Raw genomic sequence first — 20579 nt, forward strand, 5'->3', positions numbered from 1 at the left:
AGCGGTCGGTCCACACTGCCCGGCACCTTCCCACCTGTCACGATGTCTGGAGACTCATGGACACCTGCCCCCACCGTTTAGACCCCACCGGCAAGGACATCCACGCCGAAGCCCGGCTCCTCCGCGCCCAGGGCCCCGCGACGCCGGTGGAACTTCCTGGTGCAGTGGTGGCGTGGGCGGTAACCGATCCCGCCCTGATCAAAAGACTGCTCAGCGACCCCCGAGTGTCCAAGGACGCCCACCAGCACTGGCCGGCCTTCATCAACGGTGAGATACCGGAGAACTGGCCACTGCGCCCCTGGGTGGAGGTCCGCAGCGCGCTCACCGCCTACGGCGACGAGCACACCCGGCTACGCCGCCTGCTGTCCGCCGCCTTCACCCCCCGCCGGACCGCCGCGCTGAAGCCGACGATCGAGAAGATCACCGACGATCTCCTCGCGCGACTCGCCGCCTCCCCTGCCGACAGCGCCGTCGACCTGCGCGCTCAGTTCGCCTATCTGCTGCCCCTGCTGGTCATCAGTGAACTGTTCGGCGTCCCCGAACAGGCACACGACGGGTTCCGCCGCACCGTCGGCGGCCTGTTCGCCACCAACCTCACCGAGGAACAGGCCGCGGCCAACGCCCGCGAGATCTACATGATGCTCGCCGACCTCATCGCCGCCAAGCGTCAGGCTCCCGGCGACGACCTCACCAGCGCCCTGATCGCAGCCCCCGAAGACCGGGACGGCTCGAACTTGTCCGAACAGGAAGTCCTCGACACGCTTCTCCTGTTCATCGGCGCCGGGCACGAGACGACGGTCAACCTCCTGGACCACGCCATCGTGAACCTGCTCAGCCACCCCGACCAGCTCGCCCTGGTCCGCACCGGCCAAGCCACCTGGGACGACGTGATAGACGAGACCCTCCGCAAGGAGGCACCGGTCGCCAACCTGATCATGCGCTTCGCCGTGGAAGACATCAACGACACAGCCAGTGGGCTGGTGTTCCACGCTGGTGATGCCATAGTGATCGGCTACGCCGCCGCCGGCCAGGACCCTGACCTGCACGGCCAGGACGCGGACCAGTTCGACATCCAGCGTCCCACCCGGCACCGTCATCTATCGTTCGGGCACGGCACCCACTTCTGCCTCGGAGCGCCCCTGGCCCGCCTGGAAGCGGAGATCGCCCTGCCCGCGCTGTTCGACCGCTTCCCCGGCCTCGCTCTCGCCAGTCCAGTGGACCAACTTCGTCCCCTTGAGTCCTTCATGTCCAACGGACACCGCGAGCTACCCGTCCTTCTCGGCCAGGCGGCCGCCACCTGACCTCCTAGACCCGCTCGGATACCCGGCGGCGGCCTCCTCCAGCCGCTGCCGGGGGCCAAGCCGACCGTGGAGTCACGTTGCCTCGGCCTCTGCGGTGGCGGCTCGGACACGGGATTCGACGGCCGCCTGCTGATGGCTGGCCACGATGTGGCGGACGGCCTCGTCCGGATCGTCCGTGAGGTGAAACAGCTTCGGATCATCCTCCGAGATCATGCCTCTGACCAGCAGGGTGTCTTTGATCCAGTCGACGAGCGGCTTCCAGAACTCTGTCCCCATGAGGACGATCGGGAACAGGGTGATCTTCCCCGTCTGGACGAGCGTGATGGCTTCGAAGAGCTCGTCGAGAGTCCCGAAGCCGCCGGGCATGACCACGAAGGCCTGCGAATATTTCACGAACATGGTCTTGCGGACGAAGAAGTAGCGGAACTCTATGCCGAGGTCCACGTAGTCGTTCAGCTTCTGCTCGAAGGGCAGTTCGATGCCGAGCCCCACCGAGACGCCGCCGGCCTGGCGCGCCCCCTTGTTGGCCGCCTCCATGCATCCGGGCCCGCCGCCGGTGATGACGGCGTACCCCGCCCCGGCCAGGGCCTTGCCGACCTGCTCGCCCAGCGCGTAGTCGGGGCTGTCGACGGGAGTGCGCGCGGACCCGAACACGGTGACGGCGGGCGGCAGCTCGGCGAGCTGCCCGAAGCCCTCCACGAACTCGGCCTGGATGCGCAGCACCCGCCAGGGGTCCATGTGCAGCCACTCGGTGGATCCGCGGTGGTCGAGGAGTCTCTCGTCATAGGTGGTGTCGGGGAGGAACTTCCCCCGGACCAGAGACGGTCCCTGACGGCGTTCCTCGCGAGGTGCTTTGTTCATGCGAATCACGCTAACCGCCCGCGCGAGCGCGTAAGCCGCATCGGATGGGGAGGTCTCACACGAGTCCCAAAGAATCTTGAAAAATCTGCTCGGAGCAGCGGAACCGTTTCTTCGCGAGGCTGCGTCTAAGAGCCGAGGGTGCTGCTCGGGACTGAAAGTGGCTTTCCCCGCCAAATGGCCGGCGAGGAAAGCCACTTTCTTTTGTCCGGACACCCGTACGGCCCCGCTCGGCGAGGCCAGGGGCGGGAACCCGCGCGGTCAGGACGCCGGGGCGCCGAGCCAGGCGAGCATCCTGCGCTCGCATTCGGCGATCTGGGCCAGCGAGACGTACTCGCCCTGCTGGTGCGCCACATTCGGGTCGCCGGGGCCGTAGTTCACGGCCGGGACGCCGAGGTCGGAGAAGAGCGAGACGTCGGTCCAGCCGAGCTTCGCCCGGGGAGTGCCGCCGATGGCCCGGGCGAACGCGGCGGCCACGGGATGGGTCAGCCCTGGGCGCGCGGCGGACGCGCCGTCGGTGAACCGCACGGCGTACCCGTCGAACACCTCGCGCACGTGGGCCCGCGCCTGTTCGAGCGAGCGGTCGGGGGCGAAGCGGTAGTTGACCGTCACCACGCACTCGTCGGGGATGACGTTGCCCGCGACCCCTCCGGCGATGCCGACGGCGTTCAGCCCCTCGTGGTAGGCGAGGCCGTCCACGACCGGCTCGCGCGCCTCGTAGGCGTTCAGGCGGGCCAGGATGGGCGCCACGGCGTGGATGGCGTTGACTCCGTACCAGGAGCGGGCGCTGTGGGCCCGCCTGCCCTCGGTGACGACCTGCGCCCGCAGGGTGCCCTGGCAGCCGCCCTCGATCTCGCCGCCCGTGGGCTCCATGAGCACGGCGAAGTCGCCCGCGAGCAGCTCGGGACGGGTGCGGCCGAGCCGGGCCAGCCCGTTGCGCTCGGCCTCGATCTCCTCGCAGTCGTAGAAGACGTACGTGACATCCCTGGCGGGGCTCGGCACCCCGGCGGCCAGCTTGAGCGCCACGGCGACGCCGCTCTTCATGTCGGTGGTGCCGCAGCCGTACAGCAGGTCGCCCTCGACGCGCGAGGGGAGGTTCCCGGCGAGCGGCACGGTGTCGAGGTGGCCCGCGATGACCACCCGCTCGGAACGCCCGAGCCGCGTGCGCGCCACGACGGCCTCACCGTCGCGGACGACGGTGAGGTGCGGCAGCGGCGCGAGGGCCGCCTCGACGGCGTCGGCCAGGGCCTTCTCGCCGCCGCTGACCGACTCGATGTCGACGAGCGCCGCCGTCAGCGCCCGCACGTCACCGGTGAGGTCGAGCGGCGCCGTCTCAGGCATTGAGGCCGTGCTGGCGCAGGACGTCGTTGAGCTCGGCCTTGTCGTGGCGCTGACCGGCCTCCAGGCGCTTGAGCACCAGGACGCACGGGAGCCCGAAGGTGCCGCCGGGGAACTCCTTGGGGCGCGTGCCGCCGACCGCGACGCACCAGTCGGGGACGTGGCCCCGGCTGATCTCCTCGCCGGTCTGGACGTCGATGACGGGCATGGACGAGGTCAGGATCGTGCCGGCGCCCACCACGGCGCCCTTGCCGACCCGCGCGCCCTCGACGATCATCGAGCGGCTGCCGATCAGCGCCTCGTCCTCGACGATGACAGGGACGGCGTTCGGGGGCTCCAGGACGCCGCCGATGCCGACACCGCCCGACAGGTGGACGTTCCTGCCGATCTGGGCGCAGGAGCCGACCGTGGCCCAGGTGTCCACCATCGTGCCACTGTCGACATACGCCCCGATGTTGGTGAAGGACGGCATCAGGACGACGCCCGAGGCAAGGTAGGACCCCCAGCGGGCGATGGCGCCCGGCACCACGCGGACGCCCTCCAGGGACGTCTTCAGCGGGATGCGGTCGTTGTGGTGGAAGTCCCCGACCTGGCTCCTGACCATGCCGAGAACCCTGAAACTGAGCAGGATGGCGCGCTTGGCCCGCTCGTCCACGATCACGTCGCCGGAGGAGTGGTCGACGAAGGCGACCCTGGCCTTTCCGGTGTCGAGCATGTCCACGGCACCGACGATCACGCCACGCGCTTCCGCGTCATCGGGCGACAGCTCGGCGCGGCGCTCCCACAACTCGTCCACAGTGGCCGGCAAGGGGCTTTCGAAGGTCTCGCTCATGCAAGGGAAGCTTAGTCCCGCACGGGGACCACGGCTGGGCCGGTAGGTTCTTGTGCGTGGCACGGCGATTCTCACGAGCGGTTCTGACGATTACGGGCATCGTCCTCGTGCTCGGCGTAGCCATATTTTTCGGGATTTATCACCTGCTCAACCGCGCGAAGCCGTTCGCTCTGGGCGAGCACTGCGAGGTGAAGACCACGGTGGGCACGCTCGACCTCGAGATCGAGCAGGCGCAGGTCGCGGCCACGATCGCCGCGGTCGCCACCCGCCTCAAGCTGCCCGAGCGGGCCGTGGAGATCGCCTACGTCACGGCGATCCAGGAGTCCAAGCTGCTGAACCTCCCCTTCGGCGACCGCGACTCCGTGGGGGTGTTCCAGCAGCGCCCCTCGCAGGGCTGGGGCACCGTCGAGCAGCTCCAGGACCCTGTGTACGCGACGCGCAAGTTCTTCTCGGCGCTGGTCAAGGTCAAGCACTACCAGAAGCTGCCGCTGCACGAGGCCGCCCAGGCCGTGCAGCGCTCCGCCGACGGCTCGGCGTACGCCCAGCACGAGGTGGACGCCAAGATCCTCGCGGGCGCGTTCACCGGGCGCGTCCCGAAGGCCGTCCACTGCTGGTACCCGCCCGCCGACAAGCCCGTGCCCTCCCAGCCCGCCAAGGCGCGCAAGGAGCTCAGCAGGGCCCTCGGCGACACCTCCAGCGTCGGCAACCAGATCAGCGCGGCGACGCAGCGCAGGGGCTGGTTGATCGCCGCCTGGTCCGTCGCCCACGCCCAGAAGTACGGCCTGCACCAGGTGCGCTACGCCGGCGTCGCGTGGAAGTCCGCGTCCGGCCATGACGGCTGGCTGACCGACGCCAAGTCCTCCGAGGGCAAGGTCGAGATCGCCTAGAGCATGCGCTCGACGTTGATCGAGCCGGGCGAGAGCGGCTGCGCGTAGGCGGCGGTCCATGCCTGGCCCTGCACGCGGTCGAAGCTCAGCAGCCGCCCGTCGGCGGCGCGGTAGTCGGCGAAGTCCACCAGGCCCCGCTCGGGATAGCCGGTGGTGCCCTCGGAGCGGAAGGCGGCGGTCCCCCGGTCGATCGGGTAGAACTCGACGTTCTCCATGATCAGCATGCTCTTCGCGGGCACCATGCCCTGGGTCGGGACCGGCGTCCACAGGTAGACCTCAAGGTGCGGCGGGTCGTCCGGGGTCGCCCCTTCGCGCTCCTCGACCGACAGCCACTGGTAGTGGCGCACCCCCTCTTCGAGGAGGTACTCGATCCACTGGTCGCCCTGCCACGACAGGTGCAGGGCGCCGAGGACGCGCGACCGCGCGCCCTGGCGGTCGATGGTGTCCCCGACCTTGATCGTCCTTGGATCGAGGTAGTCGGGGTCCAGGACGACCGGGCGGGCCAGCGCCGGGTGTGACGAACTCGGCTCGGACGCCGGCTCAGGGGGTCTGGGAGCCGGCCGAGCCGTCTTCTCGGGCCGTCGCGTACCGAGAAAAGCGCCCAGCACCACGACGAAGATGGCTGCGCTCACTGCGAGCACGACCGCAACGGTCATGCCGCGGGATCCTACTGGAGGCGGAGCACCGCCGCATTGACCCGTTCGTCAGTTGCCGTCATGGCGATCCGGATATGCGAGGAACCTGCCTGTCCGTAAAAGTCGCCCGGCGCGACCAAAATGCCGATTTCGGCCAGCGCCTGGACCTGCTCCCAGCAGTTACGGTCGTCGGTCGCCCACAAATACAGCCCCGCGGTGGAGTGCTCGACGCGCCATCCGGCCTTTTCGAGCGCGGGCCTCAGCAGGGCGCGCCGCGCGGCGTACAGCTCGCGCTGCGCGTCGGCGTGCTCGTCGTCGTCCAGGGCGGCGGCCATGGCGGCCTGGACCGGCGCGGGCATGATCATGCCGGCGTGCTTGCGCACCTCCAGCAGCCGTCGCACGAGCGCGGGATCACCCGCGACGAACGCCGCGCGGTAGCCGGCGAGGTTGGACCTCTTGGACAGCGAGTGCACCGCGAGCAGGCCCTCATGCGAGCCGCCGCAGACGTCGGGGTGCAGGATCGAGATCGGCCGTTCCTCCCAGCCGAGCTCGATGTAGCACTCGTCGGAGGCCACGACGGCCCCCCGCTCGCGCGCCCAGGCGACGACCTTGCGCAGGTGCTCGGCGGGCAGCACGCGGCCCGTGGGGTTGGAGGGGGAGTTCACCCAGACCAGCGGCACGCGCTCGGGGCCGAGGCCCAGCAGGCCGTCGGTGGCGTACGGCGCCGCCCCGGCGATGCGGGCGCCGACGTCGTAGGTGGGGTACGCCAGGGCGGGGATCACCACGCGGTCGCCGGCCCCCACGCCGAGCAGGGTGGGCAGCCAGGCGACGAGCTCCTTGGAGCCAATGGTCGGCAGGACGTCTGCGGGGTCGACCGTGACGCCGTGGCGGCGGGCGAGCCAGCCGGCGGCGGCGCGGCGGAGCCGCTCGGTGCCGTGGGTCAGGGGATATCCGGGACTGTCGGCCGCGCCCGCGAGGGCCTCCCGCGCCACGGCGGGCACCGAGTCGACGGGGGTGCCGACCGAGAGGTCGACGATGCCACCGGGATGGGCGAGCGCCCGTTCCTTGAAGGGCACCAGACGGTCCCACGGAAAGTCAGGCAGCCCGATCACCGAAACAACCCCCAGAAGTCAGACGCGATCATGGATGTCGGCGGCCGGGCATGTCACCGGCGGTACCGCGACCTGATGGTCACGGTACCCGGCGGCACCTCATGACCACGGACGGGCCGAAGGTCAGTGCTCCTCTGCCTGCGGCGGAAGGGCGGCCACGATCGGGTGATCCTTGGCGATCTTCCCTACCTTGGACGCTCCGCCGGGCGAGCCCAGCTCGTCGAAGAACTCCACATTCGCCTTGTAGAAGTCCTTCCACTGGTCGGGCGTGTCGTCCTCATAGAAGATCGCCTCGACCGGGCAGACGGGCTCGCACGCGCCGCAGTCCACACACTCGTCTGGGTGGATGTAGAGCATGCGGTTGCCCTCGTAGATGCAATCGACGGGGCACTCTTCGATGCACGCCTTGTCCAGGACATCCACGCAAGGCTGCGCGATGACGTAGGTCACCTCGGGCTCCTTCTTCTCCGCGCCTTCGCACGACTCGACCGCGGGTTGCTAGACCTAGTATTGCCGTGCTGGCCACATGTCTGAAACGGGAGGGGGGGAAAGCTGGTGACATCGCACTTTGGCGGAAGGCTGCTCGTCTCCGTCTCCCCGTCCGATGTCGGCAGCAGGGTAACGGTGCGGCGCAGGGAGCCCGAGGGTTTCCGCGACACGGTCGGGGTTCTCGAGGCCTGGCACGAGGGGTTCCTCAAGGTCCGCAAGCGCGACGGCACGCTGGTCGACATCCCCGAGGAGAAGGTCGTCGCGGCGAAGATCGTCCCCGAGCGCTGAGCCGGGTCCTTTTCGCGTAGTAAGCCCTCAACCGCACCCCAATGCTGGCCCAAACGTCCGCGTGCCTCCTCGACGCGGGAGAGCGTGACGTTGAGTATTCACCTCGTGACCTCACGTGCCGCAGCCGCAGTAGCGCTCCTCGCCACAGCCGTGGCCGGGTGCTCGTCAGCGACCACCAACGAAAAGAAGCTCCCTCCGGTCAACCCGAAGGCCGCCAGTCTCGCCGAAGGGTTCGGCTCGATGGACCGGCTGGTCGAGGCCGCGAGGAAAGAGGGCTCGCTGAACCTCATCGGGGTCCCCCGCGACTGGGTGAACTACGGCGCCATCATGGACCGCTTCTCCGGCGAGTACGGACTGCGGGTCAACGTGGCCGAGCCCGGCGCGAGCAGCCAGCGCGAGATCGACGTCGCCAGGAGCTCGACGCCCGACAAGGTCCCCGACGTCTTCGACCTCGGCATGGACGTCGCGATCGCCAACGCGCAGAGGTTCGCCCCGTACAAGGTGACCGCCTGGCAGGACATCCCCGACGGCGTCAAGGACCTCAAGGGTCACTGGTACGCGGGATACGGCGGCTACATGTCGATCGGGTACGACCCTCGCAAGGTGGGCGCCCCGGCGAGCTTCTCCGACCTGCTCAAACCCGGGTACGCCGTGGCCCTGCCGGGCGACCCGCTGCAGACCGCGGCGGCCTTCAACGGCGTCATGGCGGCGTCGCTCCACTCGGGCAAGCCCGAGGCCCAGCGGGGCGTCGAGTTCTTCTCCAAGCTCAAGAAGTCCGGCGGCTTCAGCCTCCCGTCCCGGGCCAACACCCTGGTCGACTGGGACTACGTGAACGCCGCCAAGGCCGCCCAGACCGCCGGAGACGACAAGCCCGCGTGGAAGGTCGTGGTCCCGTCGAACGCGACGCTCGCGTCGTACTACGTCCAGGCGATCAACAAGAAGGCGCCGCACCCCGCCGCCGCCCGGCTCTGGCAGGAGTTCCTCTACAGCGACGCGGTGCAGAACCTCTTCCTCAAGGGATTCGCCCGCCCGGCGCGCATGGAGGCGCTGGACATGAAGGGCAAGCTCGACAAGCAGGCCGCGGCCAAGCTGCCCGCCGTGTCCGGCACCCCGGTCCTGCTCACGATCCCGCAGGCGGACGAGGCCAAGACGTACCTGAAGGCCAACTGGTCCAAGGCGATGAGCTGACCCTGGCCATTCCTCCCCCATCTCCATACCTGTGCCGGGAGAGTAAGGGCGAAGCACACGGACAGATGTGTCGCGAGGACATCAAGGCTCTAAAGTGTCTGTACTTACGGACACGGGAAGCGATGTCTGAGAATGCGAGCTGATGGCCTTGCGATACGACACGCCGAGTTTGATGCGGTGGAACGCTCGCGCCTATGACAGCTCGTTCGGCTACGTCTCGGCGCACGGGGCACCGCTGATCGAACTGCTGGACCCCCAGCCGGGCGAGCGCATCCTCGACCTGGGCTGCGGCACCGGGGTGCTCACCGCCGACATCGCCGCCAGGGGCACCTCCGTGCTCGGCATGGACGGCTCCGCCGCGATGATCGACGTCGCGGTCGCCCACCACCCGGGCCTGGACTTCATGGTCGGCGACGGCGCCAACTTCCGCGTCGGGCAGCCGTACGACGCGGTGTTCTCCAACGCCGCGCTGCACTGGATGGGCCGCGATCCCGACGCGGTGATCCGCTGCGTGCGCACGGCGCTGACCCCGGGAGGCCGGTTCGTGGCCGAGCTGGGCGGCGCGGGCAACTGCGCCGCGCTCACCTCCGCGATGCTCACGGCCTGGCGGGAGTACGGGCTGCCGGAGCCCGAGCTGCCCTGGTACTTCCCCAGCCCTGCCGAGTACGCCGTCCGCCTGGAGAAGGGCGGGTTCACCGTGCGGCTGCTCGAATACTTCGACCGGCCGACGCCGCTCGACGAATGCCCCAACGGCGCCGCCGACTGGGTCCGCATGTTCGCGGGCTCCCTGCTGGACGGCGTGCCGCCGGGGACGGTGGAGCCGTTGCTGAGAAGGGTCAACGAGCTCGCGGCACCCGCCCTGCGCCGCGAATCTGGCTGGGTGGCCGACTACGTGAGGCTGCGATTCGCCGCTGTGCGGGCCTAACCGCCGCCTACGATCTAGCGATTTGCCAGACTATGGTCTGGTCAACGGAATCACCGGAGAGGAAACGGGATGAACTTCTGCCTGAGTGATCTCGTGCCTCCGCTTCGGTGGAGTGACGCGACCGCATTCTCGCAGCTCCGCGACGTGCCAAACCTGCCGGACGCCTGGTGGCGGGCCGCCCCTCTCAGCCGGGTCTTCGCCGTGCTCGGCCCCGAGGCGCTCGGTGAGCTCCTCACAGAGCTGTCGATGGAGCACTGGCCGGCCGCCGCGCTGGGCGACATCCTGCCCGCCCTGCACGTCATGGATCCCGACGAGGCCGACGAGCCGCAGGTCTCCATCGCCCTCGACCGCGTGGGCTCGTGGTTCGGCCTGCTCTCGCTGACCGGCCGCGAGCTGGCCGACCAGCCGTTCATCCGCGCCAGGCCGGTCCTGACCGCCCTGTTCACCGCGGTCTTCGTACGGCTGACGCCCACCGGCGACCAGAGCGCCAATCTCGACGACCACACGGCACGGCCGTCCCTCCACGCCGAGGAGGCCCGCGAGACGCCCTCACGGGCCACGGAGACGCCCCAGCCCGCCTCGGCGGCTCCGGAGGCGCGCAGGCGCGCACCGGCTCACGAAAGCCCCGTACCGGCCCACGGGGCCTCCACAGGGCCTCAGGCGTCCCCCGCGGACCGCTCCACGGACACCGGGTCGCCCGCACGGGCCGAGCCGCTTCCCGTACGGCCCGCGCCGCCGCTGCCGAAGAGACAGAAGTCGTCGATCGACCGGAGCGACCCCCTCGGCCTCGCCGCGGCCCGCATGGCGGAGGCCGCGCTGAAGCAGCACGTCTCCAGGGAGTTCCCCGGCGCCGCCCCTGGCGAGAGCGGCTCCGGCCGGTCCCGCACCTCGATGTTCACCCCGCCCCCGCGCACCGAACGTCCCTTCACCGCCCCGAGCGCGCCCACCTACCCCCCCGACGTCCCCGCCTTCGGCAACGACGTCCCCGCCTTCGGCAACGACGTCCCCGCCTTCGGCAACGACGTTCCCGCGTTCGGCAATGACGTGCCCGGATTCTCCCCGGACGGCCCTGGGTTCGGCGGGGACGATCCTGGGTTCACTCCGGCTCCCCGCCCCTTCGTGCCCGAGCCGGAGCCGTTCGATCCCGGCCCGTTCCCCCGCGACCTCGACCCGTTCGGCCCGGACTCCGGCCCGTTCGGGCCCGGCGGCCCCGCCCCCGACCCCTTCGCCGCCAAGGGCCCCGCGCCCGCAGAAGCCCCGGAGGGCCCGGAAGGCGCAGAAGCCCCGGGAGGTACGGACGCCCCGGAAGACCTCGGGATCGCGGAGAGCTTCGGGACCGCGGAAGGCGACGTGGCCCCCCTCGGCCCCGAGGGCACGCAGGACCGCGACATCGCGGACGACGGAGAGCCGCCGCGCGAGCCCGAGGGCCCCGCCGCCTCCGAGGGGTCCCCCGCCGGCACGAACACCGACGAGCTGGGCACCGGGCGCACCGAGAGGGACATCCCCGCGCTCATCGACGCGGCCTTCGCCGACCTCGACGACAAGACCTGGGCGGTGGCGCAGAACCACGTATTCGCCGACTCCCCCGCCGCCCCCGAGGAGCTGGCCAAGCTGTTCGCCGTCAGCCCCGAGGACATCGTGGCCCTTGAGGACGAGCTGCGCGGCAGGCTGGCCGCCTGGCTCGACAGCGCGGACGCCGCGCCGTACACCCAGCACCTGGAGAAGCTCCCCGGCACCCTCGGCGTGGCCGCGCCCAAGTCGCGCCTGATGGCCGCCGCCGACTGGCACACCAGGGAGCTGCGCTCCCTCGACGTCCCCGCCTGGCAGTTCGTGCTCGCCACGCTGCCCGGTTACACGGTCCAGGACGACTGGCTGGTGTCGGGGGACATCGCGGAGCTGCGCGACCAGACCTGCGCCCTGATCCTCAACGCCGAACGCCCGCCGACGGTGGCCCGCGCACTCGAACTGGTGTCGACCCTGGGCATCCACCCCGAGGTCGCCAAGGAGTGGCTGGAGAACGTCCCGCAGCTACGCATCCAGAGCAACAAGAAGCCCGGCAAGGCCGAGGAGGAGCGGCCGGGCGACCCCGAGGGGCCCCAGTCGACGCCGACCGGCCAGCTCAAGGACGTGTCGATGACCCGCAGGTGCTTCCGGCATCCGGACGGCCTCTGGTGGCTGAGGGTGGACGTCGCGCCCGAGCAGCTCACCGGCGGGGAGTGCCCGCTGCCGAGCGGGTTCGCCGCCTACCTTGGGCTGTCGCCGGGCGAGAGCCACACCGTGATGAGCGCGGCGGGAGAGGTCACGCTGAGCTGGCAGGCCCGTCCCGTCATCGAGTCGCTCGGACAGCTGCTCCACGACATGGGCGCGCAGCCCGGAGCCCACCTGTTCCTCACCGTGGCGGAGGAGGACAAGGTCCTGCGGGCCAGGCTGGTGCCCTCGTCGACCGGCGACCTCGACAAGGGCGCGGTGGCGCTGCGGCTGGCCGGCCACACCACCAAGGGCGGCCCCGAGTCGCTCGAAGAGACCATCCGGGTGCTGGCGACCCGCATCGGCATGACCGGGCCCGTGGGGCTGCCCGACCTGATGAACCGGCTCCGAGAACGCGGGGACCGCGACCTGCTGTCCCTGATGGTCTGACGGGAACCGCGGTGCCCCGGCTCGCGATCGCCCCCGAGGTCCCCCGGGATCTCGACGCGCTTCCCCGGCCCGTACGCCGGGACGCCGTGATCGCCATGCGCCGGTTCCTGCAGAACACCACGTCCGCTCCCCACCCCGAGCGGGTGCGCAACACCCGGGACTCGCGCGTGGCGACGCTGCGGCTCGCCGACCACCACCGCGGGGTGGTCGTGCGGCAGCGCGACGTCTACTGGATGCTCACCGTGCTGCCGGACGCCGAGGCCTGGTCGTACGCCCAGCGGCACCGCTTCGCCGTCAACGCGGCCATCGGGGTCGCCGAGATCTGGAACGCCGAGGCCCTCGAACGGGTCGAGCCCGCGCTGCGCCGGTCGGCGGAGTCCACCGAGTGGCGGCTGTTCGCGCACGTCTGCGACAGCGACCTGCTCGGGCTCGGCATCGACGCCGAGGTGCTCCCCCTGGTGCGGCTGATCACCACGGGCGCCAACCTCGACGCGCTCGAACCCCTGCTCCCCGAGAGCCAGTTCGCCCCGCTGTCGGTTCTCGGCCAGGGCGGCTCGGTCGCCGAGGCCTGGCGGGCGCTGGACACGCGCGTCGCGGTGCCCGCGACCACCGTGGACGTCACCGACCTCACCGCCGCCCTCGAACGCACGCCCGACCGGGCCGTCTTCGTCCGCGACCCGAGCGCGCTCGACCGGGTGCTCACCACCCCGCACTGGTGCACGTTCCTCTACCCGACCCAGCACCGCCTGGCCCACCAGGACAGCTACGCCGTGCCGGTGCTGGTCACCGGCGGCGCGGGCACCGGCAAGACCCTGGTGGCGCTGCACCGCGCCGCCCACCTCGCCCGGGCGGGCGCCGGCCGGGTGCTGCTCGTGACCTTCTCCCACGGCGTGGCCACCGACGTGGCCGCGAAGCTCGACCTACTGGTGGACGACCAGGAGGTGCGCGAGCGCATCGAGGTCGGCAACGTCGAGCGCCTCGCCCACCGCATCGTCGCCGAGGCCGAGGGCCGTCCCCCGCTCCTGGTCGGCGCGCCCGACCTGGCCACGCTGTGGCAGGAGGCCTCGGAGGTCTCGGGCGACCTGCACAGCCCGGCGTTCCTGCTGCGCGAGTGGGAGCAGGTGATCCTCGCCCAGAACCTCTGCACCGTGCAGGAGTACCTCACCGCGCGACGTCCCGGCCGCAGCGTCGAGCTCGAATGCGAGGAGCGCACCGCGGTCTGGAAGGCCATCGAGCACGTCACCGGGCGGCTGCGCGCCTCCGGCAGGCGCACGCTGCTCCAGCTCGCCTCCGAGGCCTCCACGCTGCTCGGCCGTACCACGGGCGACCTGCTCGGCGACGACGCTCCGGGGCGCGAGCCGTACCGGCACATCGTGGTGGACGAGGCGCAGGACCTGCACCCGGCGCAGTGGCGGCTCCTGCGCGCCGCCGTGCCGCCCGCGCCGAACGACCTGTTCATCGTCGGCGACCCCCACCAGCGCGTCTTCGACACCCGGGTGGCGCTGAGCACGCTCGGCATCAAGGCCGAGAGCCACCGCCTCACCATCTCCCACCGCCTGCCGCAGGAGATCCTCTCGTGGGGCGTGCGGCTGCGCGGCGGGGGCCCGGCCGACGGGCTGGTCGACGGCATCATCGAGCTGGTGGGCTTCCGCGCGACGCACCTGGGCACCCGCCCGATCGTCCGGGAGTACACCTCGGGCGAGGCGGAGCTGGCCGGCCTGGTGACCCTCGTCAAGGAGTGGATCGGCGACGGGGTGCCCCCCGACGAGATCGCCGTCGCGACCCGCCTGGGCGACCTGGTCAGGGACGCCAAGGCGGCGCTCGCGAGCGCGGAGGCCCCGGTGCGGGTCACCACGCTCCACGGCCTGAAGGGCCTGGAGTTCCGCCGGGTCGCCCTGATCGGCGTGGCCGACGGCATCGTGCCATCGGCCGACGCGCTCACCCCCGCCGCCGAGGATCCGACGGCACGCGCCCACGACCTGCAGCGGGAACGAGGGCTGCTCTACATGGCCTGCACGCGGGCCGCCGAGCGGCTTTACGTGTCCTACTCCGGCCGGGCAAGTCCCTTTCTGCCACCATGACCCAATAACCTGAACTGCGGATAAGACCGAGTCTCATCCCGACCCAAGCCCCATGCCGGTTGGACCCCCATGAATTTGAGCCTTAGCGACATCGTGCCTCCCCTGCGCTGGACAGCACCCAGCCAGGTCGAGCCGATCGCGAGCGACGCCCGTCTCCCGGACGCGTGGTGGCAGGCACTCCCCCTGGACCGCGCCTGCCTGATCGTCGGAACCGCTCAGGTCGCGGCGCGACTCGCCGACCTGTCCATGGCCTGCTGGGGGCACCTACCGCTCGGCGACATCCTGCCCCTGATCCGGATGACGGACCCGGAGAAGAGCCTGCGCACGCCCGAGAGCCGCGAGGTCGTGCACGCGCTGTTCACGAGCGTGCTGTCGCGGATGCTGGCCTCCGAGACGCAGCCCGGCCGCGAGGCCGCGCCCGTGCCCACCCAGCCGGCCAAGCCCGACCGGCCGATCCCCGAGCTGATCGACGGGATCTTCGCCGCGCTCGACGACCGGCAGCGGGCCATCGCCAAGGACCGGGTCTACGCCGAGCGCCGGGTGACGCTCGACGAGCTGGCGCAGCGGTTCTCCGTGACCCGCGAGCGCATCCGGCAGATCGAGCGTGACCTTCGCGACCACGTCCAGACGCGGCTCGCCACCCCCGAGGCCACCCCGCTGGCCGCCCACCTCGCCTGGCTGCGGGGACGGCTCGGCTCCGCAGTGCCCGCCGACGACCTCGCCGCCGCGGTGCCCTGGCACCGCACCGAGCTGGCGACCCTGGGCGTGCCGACCTGGCGGTTCGTCCGCACCCTGCTGACCGGCTACGACCAGGTGGAGGGCTGGCTGGTCGCCGGGGGCGCCGACGAGCTGAAGGAGAAGACCCGTCAGCTGTTCACCGGCGGGCCGGTGAAGCTGCCGGAGGCCGTCACGATGGTCGCCCAGCTCGGGGTGCGGGAGGACGTCGCCGAGCGCTGGCTCGCCTCCGTCCCGCACCTGCGCATCCTGGAGGGTCACGTCGTCCCGTGGCCGCGCAGCGTGAACGAGAAGGCCGAGGCCGTGCTGGCCGTCGCCGAGAGCCCGCTGAGCCCCGAGGAGATCCAGACCCGCATCGGCGAGGACTACAGCCTCGTGGGCATCCGCAACCAGCTCACCGCCGACGAGCGCTTCCTGCGCGTCGACAGGAACCGCTACGGGCTGTCGCGCTGGGGCGGCGAGGAGTACATCGGCATCCGCGAGATGATCGTCCGCGAGATCGAACGGGCGGGCGGCGAGGCCTCGGTGAACACCGTCGTGGCCAACCTGACCACGCGGTACGAGGTCAGCGAGAGCTCCGTGCGCGCGTACGCGGGCGGGCCGGGGTTCGAGCGCACCCAGCGGGGATGGATCCGCGTCGCCGCGCCCGAGCAGGCCGAGGCGTACCACCCGCGCCGCGACGTGTCGATGACCCGCCGGTCGTTCCGCAGCCGGGACGGGCGCTGGTGGCACCGCGTCGACGTCAACGCCGAGCACCTGCGCGGCTCGGGGTCCCCGCTTCCGACCGGCTTCGCCGCGCACCTCGGCATGGCACCCGGCGGGCAGCTCACGACCTCCACGCCCTCGGGCGACGTCGTGATCAGCTGGCACAACCAGCCGACGATGGGCTCGATCAGGCCGGTGCTCGCCGACTACAACGCGAGCGAGGGCGACTCGATCTTCATGACGGTGTCGGACGGCGGCGAGCTGCTGACCCGCTACCTGCCGCAGGCCGCCCAGGGGATTCCGCCGGTCAACATGGCGCTGCACCTCATCGGGTACACCGCCCCGGTCGCCTCCGAGGCCGAGGCGCTGCGCCTGATCGGGGCCCGCATCGGCCTCGCGGACGGCGCCTCGCGCGAGGAGGTCCTGACCCGCCTCCGCGAGCGCGGTGACCGCGACATCCTGGCCTTCCTCGACCCCGAGGCGGGGTGACCTGCCGAGCCTCGTGATGCCCGCCGCCGATGATCCCCAGGGCTCGTACAGCCTGTAATCCATGGCCTAAGCTCGGTGGCATGTTGCGGCTGTATGACACCAGGTCCAGGCAGCTCGAAGCGATCGTCCCCGCGAACGCCCGCGTCCTGCGCATGTACACCTGCGGGCCGACCGTCTACCGGTACGCCCACGTGGGCAACCTCAGGTCGTACCTGTTGTCCGACCTGATCCGCAGGGTCCTGGAGCAGAGCCGGGTGCGGTCGGTGGTCTGCCAGAACATCACCGACGTCGGCCACCTGGTCGACGACGAGGAGATCGACGCGTCGGGCGAGGACAAGGTCCTCCAGCAGGCCCGCCGCGAGGGGCGCTCGGCCATGGAGATCGCCCGCTTCTACGAGGACGCCTTCCGCCGCGACACCTCGGCGCTCAACATGCGCACCCCCGAGCACACCCCGCGTGCCACCGAGACGATCGACCTGATGATCGAGCTGATCGCCAAGCTCATCGAGAAGGGCCACGCCTATGCCGTGGACGACGGCTCGGTCTTCTTCGACGCGCGGAGCTTCCCGACTTACGGCGAAATTTCCGGAAACCGGCTTGACGCGCTGAAGCCCGGCCACCGGGTCGAGGGCGTCGACCCGCGCAAGCGCTTCCACGCCGACTGGGCCCTGTGGAAGGGCTCCGACCGCGAGATGACCTGGGAGACCCCCTGGGGCCGGGGGTTCCCCGGCTGGCACATCGAGTGCTCGGCCATGTCCCTGCGCTTCCTCGGCGAGCACATCGACATCCACACCGGCGGCAAGGACCTGCGCTTCCCCCACCATGAGGACGAGCGCGCCCAGTCGAACGCCTCGGTCGGGCACGACGTCGTCAAGCACTGGGTCCACGGCGAGCACGTGCTGTTCGACGGCCGCAAGATGGCCAAGTCCACCGGCAACGTCGTGCTCCTGTCCGACGTCGTGGCCGCCGGGCTCGACCCCCTTGCCGTGCGTCTGGCGCTGCTCGAACACCGCTACCGCCAGCAGATGAACCTCACCTGGGACACCCTCCACGCCGCCGACCGCACCCTGCGCCGGTGGCGGCAGCGCGTCGCCGAGTGGGCGGAGTCCCCCAGCCGGCCGATCGCCGCCGAGTACGCCGACCGCGCCCAGGCCGCCTTCGACGACGACCTGGACACCCCCACCGCCCTGCGCGTCGTGCGCGAGCTCGAACGGGACGAGACGGTGGACCCCGGCTCCCGCCTCGAGACGTTCCTGCACCTCGACCACGTGCTCGGCCTCGACCTCTCGGTCGACATCGGTAAGCCGCCCGTCGTCGCGGTCCTGCCGCCCGGCGCGGCCGAGCTGCTGGAGGCCAGGGCGAAGGCCCGCGAGACCAGAGACTGGGCGGCCTCCGACCGCCTCCGCGACGAGCTGGCCGCGCTGGGCGTCAAGGTCACCGACACCCCGCAGGGACAGCAGTGGTCCTGAAGGTCAGGTGAGCACCCTGGTCTCGCCCACCGCCAGGTCCCAGAGGTCCGCGCGGTCGCGTCCTGAGGCGATCCAGGCCGCGCGGGCCTCCTGCACGGGAGCCATCAGCGGCTCGCCAGAGAGCACGAAGGTCCCCCAGTGCATGGTCGCCATCCGCCGTGCGCCGACGGCGGCGCACGCCAACACGGCCTCGGCGGGATCCACGTGCGAGACGTGCATGAACCACCGCGGCTCGTACGCGCCCACCGGCATCAGCGCGAGGTCGATGCCGGGGTAGCGGTCCCCGATGAGCTTGAAACGGTCGCCGTACGCGGTGTCCCCGGCGAAGTAGACGCGCTGGTCCTGCGAGGTCAGCACCCAGCCGCCCCACAGCGACTTGCAGGTGTCGAACAGCGACCTGCGGCTCCAGTGGTGGGCGGGCACGAAGTCGAAGGTCACCTCGCCGATCTGGGCGCTCTCCCACCAGTCGAGCTCCGTGACGTTCGTGAACCCCTTCTTGGTGAACCAGCTCGCCAGGTTGGCGGGGACGAAGACCGGAGTGTGCCTCGGCAGGCGGCGCATCGTCGGGGCGTCAAGATGGTCGTAGTGGTTGTGGCTGATCACGACGGCGTCCACCGGGGGCAGGTCGCTCCAGGCCACGCCGGGCGGTGTCAGCCGCTGCCGCACTCCCGGGATCTTCCGCGACCAGACGGGGTCCGTCAGCACCGTCAGGCCCCCGATGCGCAGCACGTACGTCGCGTGGCCCACCCACGTGACCGCCGCGTCCGTCGCGGTGATCGGGGACAGACCCGCCCTCAGCACGGGGATCTGGTCGGCGTCCCCGATGTCGGGGCGGAAACCTCCGTGCCACGCGACGCTCATGACCTCGCGGAAGTCGGGCAGCGGGCAGGTCAGGCGGTCCTTGAAGTCGGCGGGAAACGTCCGCTCACGCGGCTGTGTGACAGGGGAAACCTCAGGGCTGACGGATTGCGACATGCGACCCTCCGGTTCGTCGCCGAGTGGGAGGCGGGGCTGTTCCACAGGGATCTATCACCACTCTGCTCTGATGATCCCCCGTGGGCGGAAAACATGCCTCAGTCGTACGAGGTATCCGTCATGTCCTCCCTGGTGTGGATTGGACGGCGTTCAGCCAGGGTCTTCTCCTCCAGGGTGCGCCTTCTCCATCGGGATGGGTGCCTCGGGTAGCCTCCCTCGTCCAGGTCGGCCAGGCGTTCGAAGACGTTCCAGGAGGCGGGGTGGCCGCAGACGGCCACCGACACCAGCAGGGCGAGGACATACAGCGGCAGCAGGGGCAGGCCGACGCAGAAGGCGTACTGGGTGGCGTGCCGGGCCTCGTGCCTCAGCAGGGCGCCGGTCAGGTAGCCCTCCCGCTGGGCCGTCAGCACCACGTTGCCGACCGTGAACGCGCCGGCGACCGGGAAGGGGATGCGGTATCCGTGGGCGTACAGCAGGCCGTGCTCGCCACGCCGCACCTCGGCCCGCCCGATCACCGCGATGAGCAGCCCCAGCGGTGTCGACAGGTTGACGTAGTTGAGCACCTGCCTCGTCCGGTGCCGTCCGCGCATGTCTTGATTGTCACCCAACGGCCCCGGCGACCGGTAGGGCGGCCTATCTACCCGGCGGGCGCAGGTGGCGGTAGCGGCCCTCGTAGTAGATGAGCGGAGGGACGTCCCTCGGAGTGTCCGCCGAGACGACGTTCCCGACGACGATCGAGTGGTCGCCTCCGTCGTGGACGACGGTCGTGCGGCACTCCAGCGTCGCGATGGCGGTGTCGAACAGCGCGAGCCCCAGCCTGCCCCGGCGGTGCGACCAGCGGTCGAGCTGCCCTTCGAGCGTACGGCCGCGGGTGGCGAAGGCCCGAGAGGCCTCCTCGCCGTCCTCTCCGAGGATGGAGACCCCCCACACCCCGGCGTCGATCACGGCGTCGTGGAACCTGGCGATCTTCTCGACGCACACCAGCACCAGGAGCGGATCAAGGGAGACCGAGGCGAAGGAGTTGACCGTCATCGCGTGGTCGATGCCGTCGGCGAGGGTGGTGACGATCGCGACGCCGGTGGCGAAGCGCCCCGTCACCCTGCGGAAGACCGCCTGATCAACCTGGCTCTCGACAGATCCCTGATACACGCTGGCCAGCTTATGCGGACATCCCATCCGAAATATTCATGCGGCGCCCTTTGCCATACGAACCCTGGTGCATCAGCCACGAACCGGACGAAGGAATGAGCAGGACGGCGACCACCACGGCCAGGGCTCCGCAGCCGAGGTACCAGTAGCCGGAGACGTTGGCGGCGATGACCAGATCGCCCTCGGGCCTCTTGACCGAGAACAGCAGCGCGGCGAGCATCCACCCCATGCCGGGGACGAACGCGCCCAGCTTGCTGTCCATCAGCCGCCCCGCGCCGTACAGCAGGCCGAACAGCACGAGGGAGAGGATGATCGGAATGGGCGGAACGGCGTCTCCCACGTCCCAGGAGTGCTCAAGCCCGGCCACGACGCCGAAGACGACGCCGAGCACGAAGAGCATGCCGTAGGCCGCGCCCGTGATCACGGCGTCGGAGCCCCGCCGCGTCGCGGTTTCGTCCTCTACCTGCTCTTCCTCCATGCTGAAAG

The 20579-nt window shown here is 70.7% G+C and carries 19 protein-coding genes; 9 read left to right on the plus strand and 10 right to left on the minus strand.

The window, feature by feature from the left end; all coding sequences use genetic code 11:
- Window positions 1–56: 56 nt before the first annotated feature.
- Window positions 57–1301, plus strand: a complete 1245-nt coding sequence (locus tag OG589_RS31560; RefSeq protein WP_405141621.1) for a cytochrome P450 — start codon at window positions 57–59, stop codon at window positions 1299–1301.
- 72 nt (window positions 1302–1373) lie between these two features.
- On the opposite strand, the gene OG589_RS31565 is transcribed toward OG589_RS31560, so the two are convergent.
- The 3 genes from OG589_RS31565 to OG589_RS31575 all read right to left on the minus strand — a co-directional run bounded on the left by OG589_RS31565 (window position 1374) and on the right by OG589_RS31575 (window position 4329).
- Window positions 1374–2162, minus strand: coding sequence for a TIGR00730 family Rossman fold protein (locus OG589_RS31565; RefSeq protein ID WP_405141623.1), 789 nt, complete (start codon window positions 2160–2162; stop codon window positions 1374–1376).
- Between the two features lie 258 nt (window positions 2163–2420).
- Entirely contained in the window at window positions 2421–3500 is a 1080-nt protein-coding gene (gene dapE, locus OG589_RS31570) for a succinyl-diaminopimelate desuccinylase (RefSeq protein ID WP_405141625.1), read from the minus strand.
- Window positions 3493–4329 (minus strand): 2,3,4,5-tetrahydropyridine-2,6-dicarboxylate N-succinyltransferase, encoded by an 837-nt coding sequence (locus tag OG589_RS31575; RefSeq protein WP_405141627.1) that lies wholly within the window; start codon window positions 4327–4329, stop codon window positions 3493–3495. Before OG589_RS31575 ends, dapE begins: the two co-directional genes overlap by 8 nt.
- Window positions 4330–4385: 56 nt before the next feature.
- On the opposite strand from OG589_RS31575, the gene OG589_RS31580 reads away from it, so the two are divergent.
- Window positions 4386–5216, plus strand: coding sequence for a hypothetical protein (locus OG589_RS31580; RefSeq protein WP_405141628.1), 831 nt, complete (start codon window positions 4386–4388; stop codon window positions 5214–5216).
- Here the strand turns inward: OG589_RS31580 and OG589_RS31585 are convergent.
- The 3 genes from OG589_RS31585 to fdxA all read right to left on the minus strand — a co-directional run bounded on the left by OG589_RS31585 (window position 5213) and on the right by fdxA (window position 7413).
- Complete coding sequence (locus OG589_RS31585) at window positions 5213–5872, minus strand: DUF4178 domain-containing protein (RefSeq protein ID WP_405141629.1); 660 nt, start codon at window positions 5870–5872, stop codon at window positions 5213–5215. The two genes, OG589_RS31580 and OG589_RS31585, sit on opposite strands and share 4 nt — an antisense overlap.
- 11 nt (window positions 5873–5883) lie before the next feature.
- Complete coding sequence (gene dapC / locus OG589_RS31590) at window positions 5884–6963, minus strand: succinyldiaminopimelate transaminase (protein WP_405141631.1); 1080 nt, start codon at window positions 6961–6963, stop codon at window positions 5884–5886.
- A gap of 123 nt (window positions 6964–7086) precedes the next feature.
- Window positions 7087–7413 carry a ferredoxin gene (fdxA, locus tag OG589_RS31595; protein ID WP_358550405.1) on the minus strand — a complete coding sequence of 109 codons (327 nt, stop codon included), beginning with the start codon at window positions 7411–7413 and terminating at the stop codon, window positions 7087–7089.
- A gap of 105 nt (window positions 7414–7518) precedes the next feature.
- On the opposite strand from fdxA, the gene OG589_RS31600 reads away from it, so the two are divergent.
- The 7 genes from OG589_RS31600 to cysS all read left to right on the plus strand — a co-directional run bounded on the left by OG589_RS31600 (window position 7519) and on the right by cysS (window position 17969).
- Window positions 7519–7740 carry a hypothetical protein gene (locus OG589_RS31600; RefSeq protein WP_405141633.1) on the plus strand — a complete coding sequence of 74 codons (222 nt, stop codon included), beginning with the start codon at window positions 7519–7521 and terminating at the stop codon, window positions 7738–7740.
- A 105-nt stretch (window positions 7741–7845) separates the two neighbouring features.
- Window positions 7846–8928, plus strand: a complete 1083-nt coding sequence (locus OG589_RS31605; protein WP_405141635.1) for an ABC transporter substrate-binding protein — start codon at window positions 7846–7848, stop codon at window positions 8926–8928.
- A 172-nt stretch (window positions 8929–9100) separates the two neighbouring features.
- On the plus strand, window positions 9101–9853 hold the full coding sequence (locus OG589_RS31610) for a class I SAM-dependent methyltransferase (protein WP_405141636.1): 753 nt from the start codon (window positions 9101–9103) through the stop codon (window positions 9851–9853).
- 144 nt (window positions 9854–9997) lie between these two features.
- Complete coding sequence (locus tag OG589_RS31615) at window positions 9998–12490, plus strand: hypothetical protein (RefSeq protein ID WP_405141637.1); 2493 nt, start codon at window positions 9998–10000, stop codon at window positions 12488–12490.
- A gap of 11 nt (window positions 12491–12501) precedes the next feature.
- Complete coding sequence (locus OG589_RS31620) at window positions 12502–14571, plus strand: UvrD-helicase domain-containing protein (RefSeq protein ID WP_405141639.1); 2070 nt, start codon at window positions 12502–12504, stop codon at window positions 14569–14571.
- A 69-nt stretch (window positions 14572–14640) separates the two neighbouring features.
- Window positions 14641–16500, plus strand: coding sequence for a sigma factor-like helix-turn-helix DNA-binding protein (locus OG589_RS31625; protein ID WP_405141640.1), 1860 nt, complete (start codon window positions 14641–14643; stop codon window positions 16498–16500).
- Window positions 16501–16580: 80 nt separating this feature from the next.
- Window positions 16581–17969, plus strand: coding sequence for a cysteine--tRNA ligase (cysS, locus tag OG589_RS31630; RefSeq protein ID WP_405141641.1), 1389 nt, complete (start codon window positions 16581–16583; stop codon window positions 17967–17969).
- 3 nt (window positions 17970–17972) lie between these two features.
- Here cysS and OG589_RS31635 read toward each other — a convergent pair whose 3' ends face one another.
- From OG589_RS31635 to OG589_RS31650, 4 genes are all read right to left on the minus strand, one after another.
- Window positions 17973–18944, minus strand: coding sequence for an MBL fold metallo-hydrolase (locus tag OG589_RS31635; protein ID WP_405141642.1), 972 nt, complete (start codon window positions 18942–18944; stop codon window positions 17973–17975).
- Window positions 18945–19042: 98 nt separating this feature from the next.
- Window positions 19043–19534 (minus strand): hypothetical protein, encoded by a 492-nt coding sequence (locus OG589_RS31640; protein ID WP_405141644.1) that lies wholly within the window; start codon window positions 19532–19534, stop codon window positions 19043–19045.
- Window positions 19535–19577: 43 nt separating this feature from the next.
- Window positions 19578–20093 (minus strand): flavin reductase family protein, encoded by a 516-nt coding sequence (locus OG589_RS31645; protein ID WP_405141645.1) that lies wholly within the window; start codon window positions 20091–20093, stop codon window positions 19578–19580.
- A 10-nt stretch (window positions 20094–20103) separates the two neighbouring features.
- Window positions 20104–20571: a DUF6113 family protein gene (locus tag OG589_RS31650; protein ID WP_405141646.1), complete on the minus strand. Its 468-nt coding sequence runs from the start codon at window positions 20569–20571 to the stop codon at window positions 20104–20106.
- Between the last annotated feature and the right edge of the window lie 8 nt (window positions 20572–20579).

This window comes from Sphaerisporangium sp. NBC_01403, assembly GCF_045040145.1.
GTDB lineage: Bacteria > Actinomycetota > Actinomycetes > Streptosporangiales > Streptosporangiaceae > Sphaerisporangium > Sphaerisporangium viridialbum.